At 68.2% G+C, this 14,520-nt stretch carries 12 protein-coding genes; 5 read left to right on the top strand and 7 right to left on the bottom strand.

The genetic code is table 11. The features are described 5' to 3' along the window. The coding region (gene uvrB / locus Q0082_RS08555; protein ID WP_298191537.1) for an excinuclease ABC subunit UvrB at window positions 1–2,184 on the top strand (2,184 nt) is incomplete at its 5' end. Between the two features lie 175 nt (window positions 2,185–2,359). After that, window positions 2,360–2,857, top strand: a complete 498-nt coding sequence (locus tag Q0082_RS08550; RefSeq protein WP_298191535.1) for a hypothetical protein — start codon at window positions 2,360–2,362, stop codon at window positions 2,855–2,857. On the opposite strand, the gene Q0082_RS08545 is transcribed toward Q0082_RS08550, so the two are convergent. The 5 genes from Q0082_RS08545 to tsaD all read right to left on the bottom strand — a co-directional run bounded on the left by Q0082_RS08545 (window position 2,854) and on the right by tsaD (window position 8,786). After that, window positions 2,854–3,333 (bottom strand): hypothetical protein, encoded by a 480-nt coding sequence (locus Q0082_RS08545; RefSeq protein ID WP_298191534.1) that lies wholly within the window; start codon window positions 3,331–3,333, stop codon window positions 2,854–2,856. The two genes, Q0082_RS08550 and Q0082_RS08545, sit on opposite strands and share 4 nt — an antisense overlap. Before the next feature lie 73 nt (window positions 3,334–3,406). Continuing rightward, window positions 3,407–5,098: a VWA domain-containing protein gene (locus Q0082_RS08540; protein WP_298191532.1), complete on the bottom strand. Its 1,692-nt coding sequence runs from the start codon at window positions 5,096–5,098 to the stop codon at window positions 3,407–3,409. Window positions 5,099–5,201: 103 nt separating this feature from the next. Beyond that, window positions 5,202–6,707, bottom strand: coding sequence for an oligosaccharide flippase family protein (locus Q0082_RS08535; protein WP_298191530.1), 1,506 nt, complete (start codon window positions 6,705–6,707; stop codon window positions 5,202–5,204). Further along, window positions 6,700–7,740 carry an NAD(P)H-dependent glycerol-3-phosphate dehydrogenase gene (locus tag Q0082_RS08530; protein ID WP_298191529.1) on the bottom strand — a complete coding sequence of 347 codons (1,041 nt, stop codon included), beginning with the start codon at window positions 7,738–7,740 and terminating at the stop codon, window positions 6,700–6,702. The genes Q0082_RS08535 and Q0082_RS08530 overlap by 8 nt, the downstream gene beginning before the upstream one ends. Beyond that, a complete protein-coding gene (gene tsaD, locus Q0082_RS08525; protein WP_298191527.1) occupies window positions 7,737–8,786 on the bottom strand; it encodes a tRNA (adenosine(37)-N6)-threonylcarbamoyltransferase complex transferase subunit TsaD in 1,050 nt (349 codons plus the stop codon). The genes Q0082_RS08530 and tsaD overlap by 4 nt, the downstream gene beginning before the upstream one ends. 45 nt (window positions 8,787–8,831) lie before the next feature. Here tsaD and hemC point away from each other — a divergent pair, with 45 nt between their 5' ends. The 3 genes from hemC to Q0082_RS08510 are packed head-to-tail and all read left to right on the top strand — an operon-like array spanning window position 8,832 to window position 11,408. Beyond that, window positions 8,832–9,776, top strand: a complete 945-nt coding sequence (gene hemC, locus Q0082_RS08520) for a hydroxymethylbilane synthase (RefSeq protein ID WP_298191525.1) — start codon at window positions 8,832–8,834, stop codon at window positions 9,774–9,776. Between the two features lie 12 nt (window positions 9,777–9,788). Further along, a complete protein-coding gene (locus tag Q0082_RS08515) occupies window positions 9,789–10,481 on the top strand; it encodes a uroporphyrinogen-III synthase (protein WP_298191523.1) in 693 nt (230 codons plus the stop codon). A gap of 27 nt (window positions 10,482–10,508) precedes the next feature. Then, complete coding sequence (locus tag Q0082_RS08510) at window positions 10,509–11,408, top strand: hypothetical protein (protein ID WP_298191521.1); 900 nt, start codon at window positions 10,509–10,511, stop codon at window positions 11,406–11,408. On the opposite strand, the gene Q0082_RS08505 is transcribed toward Q0082_RS08510, so the two are convergent. Next, window positions 11,405–12,628 (bottom strand): UbiH/UbiF/VisC/COQ6 family ubiquinone biosynthesis hydroxylase, encoded by a 1,224-nt coding sequence (locus tag Q0082_RS08505; RefSeq protein WP_298191519.1) that lies wholly within the window; start codon window positions 12,626–12,628, stop codon window positions 11,405–11,407. The genes Q0082_RS08510 and Q0082_RS08505 overlap by 4 nt on opposite strands. Beyond that, entirely contained in the window at window positions 12,625–14,322 is a 1,698-nt protein-coding gene (locus tag Q0082_RS08500) for an alkaline phosphatase family protein (protein ID WP_298191518.1), read from the bottom strand. Before Q0082_RS08500 ends, Q0082_RS08505 begins: the two co-directional genes overlap by 4 nt. Window positions 14,323–14,520: the final 198 nt, after the last annotated feature.

Genomic DNA, 14,520 nt, shown 5'->3' with positions numbered 1-14,520 from the left:
GAACTCGTGATCCGCAGGGGCTTGGAAGAGCCCGATACCTCCGCCAATTTCGTGCCGCACAAGCCGGCGCGGCCCGAGAAATCGGAGGGCGGGAAGCCGTTCAAGGTGGTCTCCGAATACCAGCCGGCGGGCGACCAGCCGACCGCGATCGCCGATCTCGTCGCCGCAGCGAAGGACGGCGAGGTGACGCAGGTGCTGCTCGGCGTGACCGGCTCGGGCAAGACCTTCACCATGGCCAAGGTGATCGAGGAACTGCAGCGCCCCGCCCTCATCCTCGCGCCCAACAAGATCCTCGCCGCGCAGCTCTATGGCGAGATGAAGAGCTTCTTCCCGGAGAACGCGGTCGAGTATTTCGTCTCGTACTACGACTACTACCAGCCCGAGGCCTACGTGCCGCGGTCGGACACCTACATCGAGAAGGAAAGCTCGGTGAACGAGGCGATCGACCGGATGCGCCATTCCGCCACGCGCGCGCTGCTGGAGCGCGATGACGTGATCATCGTCGCCTCGGTCTCGTGCCTCTATGGTATCGGCTCGGTAGAGACCTATTCGGCAATGATTTTCGATCTTAAAGTGGGCGAGACCGTCGACAGCGGCGAGATCATCCGCAAGCTGGTGGCGCTGCAGTACAAGCGCAACGACGCGGCCTTCCAGCGCGGCAATTTCCGCGTGCGGGGGGACAATCTCGAAATCTACCCCTCGCACTACGAGGACATGGCCTGGCGCGTCTCGTTCTTCGGCGACGAGATCGAGGCGATCAGCGAGTTCGATCCGTTGACGGGCAAGGCGGGGACCAAACTTTCCAAGGTCCGGGTCTACGCCAATTCGCACTACGTGACGCCCGGGCCGACGATGAAGCAGGCGGCAGACGCGATCCGCTTCGAACTGACCGAGCGGCTCAAGGAGCTGGAGGCGGAAGGCAAGCTGCTGGAAGCGCAGAGGCTGGAGCAGCGCACCAATTTCGATCTGGAGATGATTGCCGCCACCGGCAGCTGCGCGGGGATCGAGAATTACTCGCGCTTTCTGACCGGCCGCCTGCCGGGTGAGCCGCCGCCGACCTTGTTCGAGTATCTGCCCGACAACGCGCTGCTGTTTGTCGATGAAAGCCACCAGACCGTGCCGCAGATCGGGGCGATGTCCAAAGGCGACCACCGCCGCAAGATCACGCTGGCAGAATACGGCTTCCGCCTGCCGAGCTGCATCGACAACCGTCCCTTGCGCTTCAACGAGTGGGACGCGATGCGCCCGCAGACCGTGGCAGTTTCGGCGACGCCGGGGCACTGGGAAATGGAACAATCGGGCGGCGTGTTTGCCGAACAGGTGATCCGCCCCACCGGCCTGATCGACCCGCCGGTGGAGATCCGCCCGGTCGAGGACCAGGTGCAGGACTGCATCAACGAATGCCGCAAGACCGCCGAGAACGGCTACCGCACGCTGGTGACGACGCTGACCAAGCGCATGGCGGAGGACCTCACCGAGTTCATGCACGAGGCGGGCCTGCGCGTCCGCTACATGCACTCCGACGTCGAGACGCTGGAGCGCATCGAACTGATCCGCGATCTGCGGCTCGGGGTCTACGACGTGCTCGTGGGCATCAATCTGCTGCGCGAGGGGCTCGATATTCCCGAGTGCGGGCTGGTGTGCATTCTGGACGCGGACAAGGAAGGCTTCCTGCGCTCCGAAACCTCGCTGATCCAGACGATCGGGCGCGCCGCGCGCAACGTCGATGGCCGGGTGATCCTCTATGCCGACCGCATGACCGGCAGCATGGAACGCGCGATTGCCGAGACCGACCGGCGCCGCGAGAAGCAGCGCGCCTACAACGAACTGCACGGGATCACGCCCGAATCGATCAAGCGCGATATCCACGACATCGTGGCCGACACCGCTAGCCGCGACGGCGTGCTCGTCGAGATCGAGACGGAAGGCGGGGCCAACAACCTCGTCGGCCACAATCTGCGCGCTTACATCGAGGAGCTGGAACGCAAGATGCGCGCGGCAGCGGCGGATCTGGAGTTCGAGACCGCCGGGCGCCTGCGCGATGAAATCCGCGCGCTGGAGGCGACCGAGCTGGGCTTGCCCGATGCGGACAAGAAGGCGCCGCTGGTGGGCCGCAGCAACGAAGGCAAGCCGGGGACGCGCAAGACGCGCTTCGGCAAGACGCAAAAGAAGTGGGGGCGATAGGTCCTGACCCTAGGTTTCACCCCGCGCCGCATGCGCATTTCTTTCCACCGCACTGCGCCTTTCACTATCTTGCGCTGGCGACAAATTTCGGGTGCTTGAAGTGGCCTCGTCGCTGCGGCGATGATCGGGTCGCAAAAAGGATGAAGTCTTGATTTCGCGTGTCGCGCCTCCCCTCATGGTCCTTCTGCTGGCCGCATGCTCCGCATCGTCCGCGACGACGACCGCGGGCAAGGACGGCCCGGTGGATGCCGTGCGCTTTGCCATGCCGGCTGACAGTTCCGCGCCTCCCGCCGCGCGCGCCGAGGATGCCAAAGGCGCTTGGGCGGCCACACCAGACACGGCGCGCTTCGGTTATCCGGGCGAGGCGCCGCTGCTCAGCCTGGAATGCCGGCAAGGCGCGCTTGTCGTTACGCGCAATGTGGCGGCCCCCATCGGCGCTGCCGCACTCTTCGCGCTCCAGGGAAGCGGCTATATCCTGCGCCTGCCGGTCGATGCGACCGCCGTTCCGGGCCGGCGCGGCTATGTCTGGCAGGGTGCGATCCCGGCGGACGACAAGCGCCTCACGGTGTTCAAGGCGAAATTCGTCGGCACGCTTCCCGGCGGCGGACATATCGAAGTGCCCGCCAGCGACGTCCCCGGCGCACTGATCAGGCGGTGTGCCGGAGCGAGCTAGAGCTTCCCGAACTTCGCCTCATAGGCGGCGGTATCGCCGCTCGAGAGCAGCTTGGCCTGTTCGATCCAGTTGTCGCGCGTCGCACGGCCAGCAAAGGCGCCCAATTGCGCGTCGATCCGCGCGACATCCTCATCGCTCCACGCCGCGATTTCGGCATAGCGGGTGACGCCAAGGGCGTTGAGTGCGGTGCTGATCTTGGGGCCAAGGCCCTTGATGCGGGTGAGGTCATCGCCCTGATCGGCAACTGCTGGCGGCGCTTCTGCCAGAACCGGCGGCGGTTCGATGGCGGCGGCAGGCGGCGCATCGATCAGCGCCGAGTTGCGCGCGGCGGGCGCGGCGCCTTCGGAGAGCACATCGCGGTATTCGCGCTTTTCCGGCAGCGACTTGCCGCGCCGGAGCAGGAAGACCAGCGCCAGCACGTGCAGCACGGCAATCGCGCCGACCAGAACCGCGTTTGCCTGAATCCATTCCATCATCGTCCACCCTCAGCCTTGCCGGACACGCGAAGGCCTTTCCCACGCGCGCCGGTGAAAGCCAAGGGGGGTGTTTTCAGGGCCGCGCGAGCGATCCTGCCAGCGACACCAGCTTCACGAACTCGGCGCGCGCGAACTCGCTCGGCTCGCCGGCAAGTGCGCTCACCTGCTGCCAGCCAAAATTCGCGAGCATGGGATCGCCGCGCAGCTTCTGGCCATAGGCCGCGACCGCCACGGCAAACGCCATATCACCGCGCGGCGCACCTGCCGCTGCAATCAGGCTGCGCGCAACGGGCCGTTCGATCAGGCGCGAGGTGCTCTCCCCCGGCAGCTTGTAGCGCAGCTTCACGAAGGCAAGCTCGCTGCCCGCCGGCCCCGGCGTGGCGGGTGTCTCCTCATAGCGGCGCGGCCCGATCCAGCCTTTCGACCCTGCCGGCACGATCTCGTAGATCGCGGTGACCTGATGGCCTGCACCGATGTCGCCCGCATCGACCTTGTCGTTGTTGAAGTCCTCTTCGCGCAGTGCGCGGTTCTCGTAGCCGACGAGGCGATACTGCGAGACAGCGGCGGGATTGAACTCGACCTGGATCTTCACGTCGCCCGCGATGGTGAACAGGGTGGAGGACATCTGCTCCGCCAGCACCTTGCGCGCCTCCAGCGCCGAATCGATGTAGGCGTAGTTGCCGTTCCCTTGGTCGGCGATCTGCTCCATCATGGCTTCGTTATAGTTGCCTTCGCCAAAGCCCAGCGTGGTGAGCGTGATGCCGCTGTCGCGCTGCTTCTCGACCATTTCGAGCAGCGCCTTGGTATCGGAGACGCCGACATTGAAATCGCCATCGGTGGCCAGGAGGATGCGGTTCACCCCGTCCTTGATGAAGCTTTGCCGCGCGACTTCATAGGCAAGCTGCAGCCCTGCACCGCCTGCGGTCGAGCCGCCCGCCTGCAGCTGATCGAGCGCGGCGCGGATCAGCGCCTTGTCATTGGTCGGTGGCAGCACCAGCCCGGCCGCGCCTGCATAGACGACGATCGAGACGCGGTCCTGCGGTTTGAGTTCCTCGGCGAGGCCCATCAGCGCCGTCTTGACGAGGGGCAGCTTGTCCGGATCCTGCATCGATCCCGAAACGTCGACGAGGAAGACAAGGTTCGCCGGCGGACGCTGGCTTCGCGGCAGATCATAGCCGCGCAGGCCCACGCGCAGCAGCCGCGTCTCGGCGTTCCACGGCGTCACCGCCATGTCGGTCGTGACGCTGAAGGGCGCCTCCCGCTTTTGGGGGAGCGGATAGGCGTAGCGGAAGTAGTTGATCATCTCCTCGGTGCGCACCGCGTCCTTCGGCGGGAGCTGCCCTGCCGTCAGGAAGCGCCGGGCATTCGTATAGGCGCCGGTATCGACGTCGACCGAGAAGGTGGAGACCGGCTCGGCGCGGGTGAGGTGGACGGGACTGACTTCCTTGCCGTCATAGCGCTCTCTGCCCGGGTCGGTGGGCACGATGACCGACGGCACATGGATATAACGGCCGTCCTGCACGGCCTTGCTCGCCATCATTGGCGCGGGCGGCGGCGGTGGAGGCGCAGCGGTGGTATAGACCGGCGCCGGCGCATTAAGCGCGTATCCGTCGGTCGCCGCGTTGTCCGCCCGGCGCGTTGCGGTGACGACCACTTCGCCAGTCGCCTCTGCCTCCATCGGCGGTTTGGTGGCGCAACCTTCTAGCAGCGTGCCCGCCATGAGCGCGGCGACGCACAGTTTCTTCGGAAGCATCCTCTTGGCCATCGGGTCGGTCCTTCCCAGTCGAGCGTTGGAGCCCCCGGGAGCTAAGACACGTTTTGACCCGTGAACGCCGACTGAACGTTCTTTGCGCGCGGTGAGTTGAATGTCAGAGTGTCTGTTTGCGGAACAGGATGCGGTCTTCCGGGCCGAACCCGCGCCGCCAGATGACGATCCCGTAAACGCCCAGAATCGCGGGGATTCCAATGGCGAGCTCGACCCATTCGGGCATGAGCTTCATCAGCGCACCGACCACCACGGCTGGCGCTGCCGCCCACAGGAGCGGCCAGCGCCAATTGCTGATCCGTTCGCCCAGCAGACTGCCGAGCAGCCACGACTTGGCAAGCGAGGCGCACGCGAGCGCAATCGCCAGCGCCGCCGCTGCGCCGGCCGCCTGCACCAGCGGATCGAGCCCAGCGCGGCGCGCGGCCAGCATGAAGCCCACGGTCAGCGCCGCCTGCAGCGCAATCGTGCCGAGGCTGATCCAGAGATTACGCAGCCGCGCGATATAGATCAGCGCTGCCTCGCTCACCACAGCGGTCGCGGCGGCCACTTCGGCAGCGAGCAGCAGCGCCAGCGCGGCAGTTCCGGCGACGAAGCCCGGGCCGACCAGCCCCATCACCGCCGCGCCGGGAATGCCCAGCGCCAGCGCCACCCCGGCCTGCGCTGCGATGATCCAGAAGCCGACCTGGCACACCTGCCGCGCCACGGCGGGGAAGTTGCCCCCTTGCAGGTTGCGCGTGATCACCGGGCCGAGGATCGGCTCGAAGCTGGTCTTGAGCTTCTGCGGCAAGGTCGCGACCTGCTGCGCTACGTAGTAGATGCCGACAACTGCAGGCGGTGCCTGGAACACGCCGAGCAGGAACAGATCGAGCTTGCGCGTGCCCCATTCGACTGCGTCCGCACCTGCCAGCGGCAGGTTGCTGCCAGCAAGGCGCAAGAGATCGATCGGGCGCGGCGACCACTGGCGCGGCAGACCGTAGCTCCTGAGCAGCGGCACGAAGGCGGTCAGCGTCGCGGCGAAGATCGAGGCGACATAGGCGAGGATCAGCCCCGATTCGCGGATCGGCAGGAACGCCATGCCTGCCAGCCAGACGAAGCCCGCAACAATCGAGAGCGTCCATGGCTCGACAACCGAACGCGCGCGCACCGTGGCGCCCACATCGAAGCGGTAGGCGAGCGCCGCGAGCGCAATATCGCCCAGCGCGAGTGGCACGATGGTGAGCGGGAGCAGGCGCTGGAGCTGCGTATAGTGCCCGCTGGGGAACATCGGCGCCGGGAACGCATAGAGCAGCAGGGCAAAGACCGCCGAGACGAAGCCCGAGAGCAACAGCGCATCGGCGACGACTTCGGCGCCGTCGCGGTCGTCGCTCGCCAATTGCTGCGCAAGACCGCGCTTCTGCCCCAACGTGGCGAGCTGCGCAGCGAGTTCCACTGCGATGGTGGCGGAGGCAAAGCGCCCGAGGTCCTCGGCGCCATAGAGCCGGCCAGCAATGAAGAGGAACGGAATACGCGCGGCGAGGCGCAGCAGAAAGCCGAAGAAATTGGTCCGCCCACCCTTGGCAAGCGCGGCAATGTCCTGCTGTTCGGAAGAAAGGGGCGCGGCTTCAGCCAAGCGGGGCCTCCGCGCGCGTGATTTCCGCTTTCAGGGGACGGGCCAGCAGCTGCGCCACCAGCGCCCGCGGGCTGATCGTGCCATCAAGCAGCGCGGCGACACCTTCGGCAATCGGCATGGCGATCCCGCGCGCATGCGCAAGGCTTGCCAGCACCGGCGCGGTGAAGGCGCCTTCGGCGACCGTTCTGCGCTCTGCCAGCAGCGCCGCCGCGCCGCCGGTGCGGTCGCCATCCGCACCGAGTGCCATGCCGAGCGCAAAGTTGCGGCTTTCGGACGAGGAGCAGGTGAGCACCAGATCGCCGAGGCCCGAAAGCCCCGCCAGCGTCTCTGCCTCGGCACCCATCGCAAGGCCGAGTCGCTGCATTTCGGCAAAGCCCCGGCTGATGAGGGCCGCGCGGGCATTGGCGCCAAGGCCCAGCCCCTCGACCACCCCGCAGGCAATCGCGAGCACGTTCTTGACCGCGCCGCCGATGGAGGCGCCGATCACGTCCGCCGAGTAGTAGGGCCGGAACGCGGGCCGGGCGATCACTGGCGCGAGCCGCGCCCACTGCGCCTCACCGCCCGCACAGGCGAGCGTGACGGCGGTTGGCAGCCCGCCTGCCACTTCATGCGCGAAGGTCGGCCCGGAGAGCACTGCAAGCGCGGCGCCGGGGGCGGCGGCTGCGGCGACGTCGCTCATCAGGCGTCCGGTGCCCTGTTCGATGCCCTTGGCGCAGAGCACGATGTCGGCCCCCTGCGGCACCAGCGCGGCGAGCACGCTGCCGAGATGCTGTGCCGGCGTGACCAGCAGCAGCACGGGCAGCGCGGCGAGATCGGCAAGCTCGCCGGTCGCGCGGATTGTCGAATGGAGCTCTGCGCCGGGAAGGAAGCGGGGGTTGCGGTTTGCGGTGTTGACCGCTTCGACCACATCGGCCTCGCGCGCCCAGAGGAGTACCTCGCGGCCATCGCTCGCGAGCATTTGCGCAAGGGCAGTGCCCCAGGCGCCGCCGCCGACGACTCCGACCTGAGGGCCCAAGGTCAGGTCTGCGCTCATGCTTTCACTCCCGCGCCGCGCACCGGTTCCGCATCGGGATCGAGCGGCCAGCGCGGGCGCGCGATCACGTCGAGCGGATCGGTGAGCCCGGCGGCAAGGCGCTCGGCTCCCGCCCAGCCGATCATCGCGGCGTTGTCGGTGCACAGCTTCGGCGGCGGCGCGACGAGCGGCAGGCCGGCCTCCTCCGCCAGTGCGGTGAGCGCGGCGCGCAAGGCGGCGTTGGCGGCAACCCCGCCCGCGACGACCAGCGCGGTGGCAGGTCCCGCTGCAGCAAGCGCACGGCGCATGCGGTCGATCACGCAATCGATCGCGGCCTGCTGGAACGAGGCGGCAATATCGGCGGTCTGGTGAATGCCGGCATCGTGGGCACGCATCACCGCGCTCTTGAGGCCGGCGAACGAGAAATGCGGCTCGGCACTGCCCAGGAGCGGGCGCGGCAGCGGGACGGCTTTCGCATCGCCTTCGCGTGCCATCCGCTCGACCGCGGGGCCACCGGGGAAGCCGAGGCCGAGGATCTTTGCGGTCTTGTCGAACGCTTCGCCGAGCGCATCGTCGATCGTCGTGGCAAGGCGGCGGTACTGCCCGAGGCCCCGCACTTCGAGGATCTGGCAATGGCCGCCCGAGGCGAGCAGCAGCAGATAGGGGAATGCAAGCCCCGGCTCCGCCAGCCGCGCCGAGAGTGCATGGCCTTCGAGGTGATTGACCGCGAGCAGGGGTTTGTCCGCCGCCATGGCGAGCGCCTTGGCCGTGACAAGGCCGACCATCACGCCACCGATCAGGCCCGGCCCCGCCGTGGCGGCAATCGCATCCATGTCCGCCAGCGTCAGCCCCGCTTCCTGCAGCACTGCGCCGACCATGGGCGCGAGGGTTTCGGCATGGGCGCGCGCGGCTATTTCAGGGACAACGCCGCCATAGGGGCGGTGTTCCTCATCCTGCGAGGCAACGCGCTGCGCGACGATGCGTGCGGCGAGCGTGGTGCCCGCCCCGTCGATCACGGCGACGGCGGTTTCGTCGCAGGAGGATTCGATGCCGAGGATCAGGGCCATGGGAGACTTTCCCTTAGAGACATTCCCCGTTACGGCAAGTCACGCATGAACACGCCCATAACACCTTCCGCCGCCAACCCGCTCAAGCTGGGTACGCGCCGCTCCCCGCTCGCCATGGCCCAGGCCGAAGAAACCCGCGCGCGCCTGTGCGCAGCCCACGGCTGGGAGGAAGCCTGCGTTGAGCTCGTCACCGTGGTCGCGAGCGGCGATCAGGTGCTCGACCGACCGCTCGCCGAGATTGGCGGCAAGGCACTGTGGACCAAGGAACTCGATGCCTGGCTCGCTGACGGCAGCATCGATTTCGCGGTCCACTCGATGAAGGATGTCGAGACCGAGCGCCCGGAAACGTTGATGATTGCCGCGGTGCTGCCGCGTGAGGACGTGCGCGATGTGCTGGTCGGCGCAGAGAGCGTTGCCGCCATTCCGGCTGGCGCGCGCGTCGGCACCAGCGCGCCGCGCCGCGCCGCGCAGATGCTGCACGCCCGGCCCGATCTCACCGTGGTGGGCTTTCGCGGCAATGTCGCCACACGGCTTGGCAAGCTGGAGGCGGGCGAAGCCGATGTGACGCTGCTCGCCGCGGCGGGGCTCAACCGGCTGGGCCAGAGCGGCATCGGCAGCGCGCTTGCGGCTGACACGTGGCTGCCCGCCCCCGCACAGGGCGCGATCGGTGTCGAGTGCCTTGCCGCGCGCACCGACCTCGTCGCGCTGCTCGACGCCATCGATCACAAGCCGAGCCACGCTGCCGTGATGGCCGAGCGCGCGGTTCTGCGCGGGCTTGGTGGCACGTGCCACAGCCCCATCGCGCTGCTCACGACGGCGGAGGGCACGGGCCTGACCTTGCGCGCCGCGCTGTTCAGCCCAGATGGCGCCGAGCGCGTCGAGGCGAGCGCTACATTCCCCGCCAGAGATCCAGACGGCCCAGCTGCGCTTGCGAAGCAGTTGCTGGCCAGCGCCCCCGAGGCGATCCGCCGCCACTTCACCGGCAGCTGAGGCCACCCGGGCGTGCTCCCGGTCGTGGTCATCCGTCCCGAACCGGGCAACGCCGCCACCGTGGCCGCGGCGCGCGAACTCGGCCTTGATGCCCATGCCTTCCCGCTGTTCGACATGGCCCCGGCGCCGTGGGCCGTGCCCGATCCTGCGCCCTACCGGGCCCTGCTGGCGGGGAGCGCGAACGTGTTCCGGCTGGGCGGTGGAGGTCTGGCATCCCTGCGTGGGCTGCCGGTCCATGCTGTCGGCGCGGTCACGGCAGAGGCGGGGCGCGGCGCGGGCTTTACAATCGCCGCAATCGGCGAGGGCGGACTACAGCCCATGGCCTCGGCGCTGCCCCCCGGGCGCTACTTGCGCCTCGCTGGGGAAAAACGCGTGCCACTGGCCCTGCACGAAGGCGTCGAAGTCGATGATGTGGTGGTCTATGCCGCTGCCGGCCTTCCGATGCCCGCCGCTCTCGCAGAGCTGCTCGCAGGTCCGGCCATCGTGCTGCTGCATTCGGGCGAAGCCGCGGCCCATTTCGCCGCAGAATCGGCGCGGATCGGCGCGCGGCGCGAGCGGATTGCCCTCGCCTGCCTTGCGCCACGAATCGGGTCGATGGCCGGCGAAGGCTGGCAACATATTGAAATTGCAGAGACACGCAGCGATCAAGCAGTACTGGCACTCGCGGTTCAAATGTGCAAGAAAGTGTCACCAGAAGGACACTGACAACTGAAAAATGATCCTATGCAGGACATGACCTTTGGTTCGCCCCTCGCTCAGCAACGTTCCCGCACGGGGCGTGGCCGCGCGGTGCTCGCTGTCCTCTTCATTCTTGCAGCGCTCGCTGGCGGCGTTTGGTACGGCTGGAAGACCGGCTGGCTGGAAGTGCACGTCTCGGGCCTTGTCCCGGCCTCGCCGATCCCGTCGCCCTCGGCCTCGATGTCGCAGGCGGCCGCGCAGACCACTGCCAACCTCGCCGCCACCGACGCCGCGCTGACGGCCGCAGCCGCGAAAGTTTCCGCCCTCGAACAACGCCTTGCCGAGCTCAACCAGCAGGCGGTTGCCGCCGCTGGGCAGGCGACGCAAGCCGAAGCCCTGCTCGTCGCCTTCGCCGCCCGCCGCGCCATCGAACGCGGCCAGCCTCTGGGCTACCTCGAGGCCCAGCTGCGCGTTCGCTTCGGCTCGACCCAGCAGGCCGCCGTAGACCGCGTGATTGCCGCAGCGCAGAAGCCGGTGACGTTGCCGATGCTGAGCGAAACCTTCGAGAAACTGAGCCCGCAGCTGATCGGCGGCGCGAAGAGCGAAGGTACGTGGGACTGGATGACCCGCCAGATGAGCGAGCTTTTCGTCATCCGCCGCGCCGACAGCCCCTCCCCCACCGCCGAAAGCCGCGCGGCACGCGTGCGCGAGGCGCTGGCCGGGGGCCGCATCGATATCGCCATTTCCGAAGTCGAGCGCATGCCGGGCAAGGACGCAGCGACCGAATGGCTCGCCCACGCGCGCGATTACGCCAACGTCGAGCACGCACTTGATCAGCTCGAAACTGCTGCGCTTTCGTTCCCGCCGACGCCGCCGGTGGTCAAGCCGGAACCCGCGGCCACCCCTGCCCCCGCGCCAAGCGCAGCGGCAGAACCGAGCGCACCTGCCGCCTAAGCGGGTTGCAGCAGGCTCGGCAGCGCGCCGCTCATGCCGCGCGCCTCGTCCATGAAGAAGCGCTTGAGCGCGGGTATGCGCTGGACGCCGGCCATGCCCAGCCGCCGGATCGCCGAAGGCAAGCGCCCCGGTACACCGAACAGGCGCGTCAGCACGTCAGTCGCCGCCGAGACCATGAAGGTATCTGCCGCACGCCAGCGTTCGTAGCGCGCGAGGACTTGGGCATCGCCCGGATCGAGCCCCAGCCGCATCCCGTCCGTCAGCACTTCGATCAGCGCGGCGACATCGCGCAGGCCGAGGTTCAGCCCCTGCCCGGCAATCGGGTGCATCCCATGCGCGGCATCGCCGACAAGCGCGAGTCGGTCCGAGACCATGCGCGCGGTGTGGTGGAAATTGAGCGGCCACGAAGAACGCTGGCCCATCAGCCGCACTTTGCCCAGCACATCGCCCATGCGTTCCTGAACCGCGCTCTGGAACGCGCCATCGGGGAGCGCGAGGATGCCCGGCGCATCCTTCTCGCCCACCGTCCACACCAGCGCGGAGCGGTGATTGCCCTCGGCATCATCGAGCAGCGGGAGCAGCGCGAAGGGCCCCGCCGGATAGAAGATTTCCCACGCGACATTGCCGTGCGATTTCTCATGCGCGAGGCCGACAATCATTGCGCGGTGGCCGTAGCTCCAGCGCGCCGGGGTGAAGCCCGCTTCGTCGCGCGTCGGGGAAGCACGGCCTTCGGCGCCCACCAGCAAGCGGCCCTTGACCACGCGGCCATCGGCGAGCGTCACTGTAACGCCATGCGCGCCGCGGTCGCGCGTCGCCACATGCGCGTTCGGCAGGAAGGTGATCAGCTCTTCCTTCGCGGCGGCCGCGTACATTGTGATGCGCAGATCGCGGTTGGCAAACATGCGGCCCAGCGAACCATCGCCGGGCGCGGGCTGGAAATCGATACGGCCGGGCTTCATGCCGTCGGTCACCGCGATCGAATCGATCGGACAGCCGAGCGGCTCCAGCGCATCGGTGAGCCCGAGATGGCTGTAGAGGTTCCAGCTCGCGGTCGAGATTGCCGAGGCGCGGCCGTCGAAGCCTTCCGCCGTCTGCGCTGCGGGATCGGAGCTGTCGATCACCACGCTGGGGATGCCCGCCTTGGCGAGGCCGATCGCCAGCGTCATCCCGACAAGGCCGCCGCCGAGGATCACGATGTCCGAAGTGAGGGTCTCGCTCATGGCTTTGCTCCACAGGTATCGCCGGTGCCTGCATCGAGATCGAGGCAGCGCCCGTCGAACGCGCCGGCGGGGACCGGCAATCCAATCAGTGCCGCAAGCGTCGGGGCAATGTCCACCGTTTCAACCGGGCTGGGCTGTTCGAAGGAGGTCATCCCCTTGCGCCAGAACAGGATCGGCACGCGGCGATCATAGTCCCACGGCGAGCCGTGCGTGGCGACATAACCCGGGCCCGGCGTGGGGATCGGCACCACGCCGCGCTTCAACATGAGCACCAGATCGCCCGAGCGCGGCTTGTAGAACGAGGCCTTGGCGCGGGCGATCAGCGGCCAGGTCTCGGGAGAGCCAGTTCCGGCGGGCGCGGCGGCAATCTCGTCAGCGGTAAAGGCCGCAGCCACGTCCGGATTTGCCAGCAGTTCGGCCTTCAGCGCCTCCAGCGCGCGCGCCTTATCAGCCGGTGCCAGATCGCGCCGCAGCCAGATGTCGCCCGAAGGCCCATCGGCGAGCACGAGGTCCTTGGCATCGAGCCCGGTCCTCGCTGCCACGGCTGCGCTCAGCGCCTCGGGCAGCAGGGCCTTGTTCACACGGTGCGCGGCGGGCAGCGCCTGCTCGTCCAGCCGCTCGGGCATGTCGAAGCCGCCGTGGTCGGCGGTCAGCACCACCGCATAATCGATGCCGCGCTGGTCGAGCGCCACGAAGAAATCGCCGAGCGCCAGATCGAGCTGCTGCAGCTGGATGCACATCTCGCTGCCTTCGGTGCCATAGCCGTGGCCGACATAGTCGGTGGCGGAGAGGCTGACCGAGAGCACATCCGGCGTCGCGTTCTTGCCGAGCTTGTTCTCGTCGAGGAGTTCGGTGGCGAGATCGAGCGTCGCGCGGTCAAGCCGGGGCGAGGCGCGGAAGGCGTTCTTGTCGCCAGCCGCAAGCGCAAAGCGGCCGGTGCCGACCGCAAAGGTGGCGCTCAGCGGCACCGCGCGGGCCTTGGCGCCGCACCAATCAGGCAGGGGCAGTTCCGGCGCGCCCTGGGCGAGGACTTCGCCCAGCGCCTTGTTCTCGTTCACCGCCGCCGGGGTCAGCGTCCGCCCGTCGAGCGTGGCGAAGCCGGCGCCCTTCCACCAGTACACGCTGTCGATCACGTGTCCGCCCATCATCAACGCGCCGCGGTCCTTGCCCGAGACGGCGACATTGCGGCTCGTGGGCCAGAGCGCCTTGACCCGCTCGCCCAGCGTGGGGACGAGGAGGTGGCCGACCGAGGCGACATAGTCCTTGGGGTCCGCCGCGGCCTTGGCCTCATCCTCGGCGCAGTAGACAGTCTTTTTGGCCCGCGTGACAGACTGGTCGATCCACGTGTTGGCGATGATCCCGCTGCGCGCGGGGTGCACGCCGGTCAGGATCGTCGAATGGCCGGGGCAGGTCTCGGTCGCGGCATGGCTCTGATAGCCCGCAGGGAACACCGCGCCCGAGGCGAGCCGCGCAAGGCCGCCGGTGAAGTGCGAGCGGTACTGCGCGAAGAGATCGGCTGAGAACTGGTCGATCGAGATCGCGACGATCAGCTTCGGTGCGCCTGGTGCGGGTTGGACGGCGGGCGCGGACTGCGCCTTGGGCGCCGGCTTGGCTACGGGGCGGGCGATCCCGGCCGATGGCAGCGCAGCCAGGACGGCAAGCGCGGCGGCCCCCAGAGCGACGGAGCGGACCATTCGAAGCGCCATATGGGTAACCTTCCTAGATACTTGACCGAACCGGACTCGCCTGCCCCGGAGCGAACCGCTGCGTGATGGCCCCGGCAGCGCATACGCGCAAGTGGCCTCGCGTGACGCCTTGCACGCAGAGGCAAAGGGCGCAGAGCTGACCGGCGGGCAGGTGGCCAAAGCGTTCAGGGTGGGATAGATGCAGCA

The sequence above is a fragment of the Novosphingobium sp. genome (assembly GCF_027489515.1).
Taxonomy (GTDB): domain Bacteria; phylum Pseudomonadota; class Alphaproteobacteria; order Sphingomonadales; family Sphingomonadaceae; genus Novosphingobium.
The sequence above is the reverse complement of the archived record's forward strand: the minus strand, read 5'-3'. Positions and strand labels throughout refer to the sequence as shown.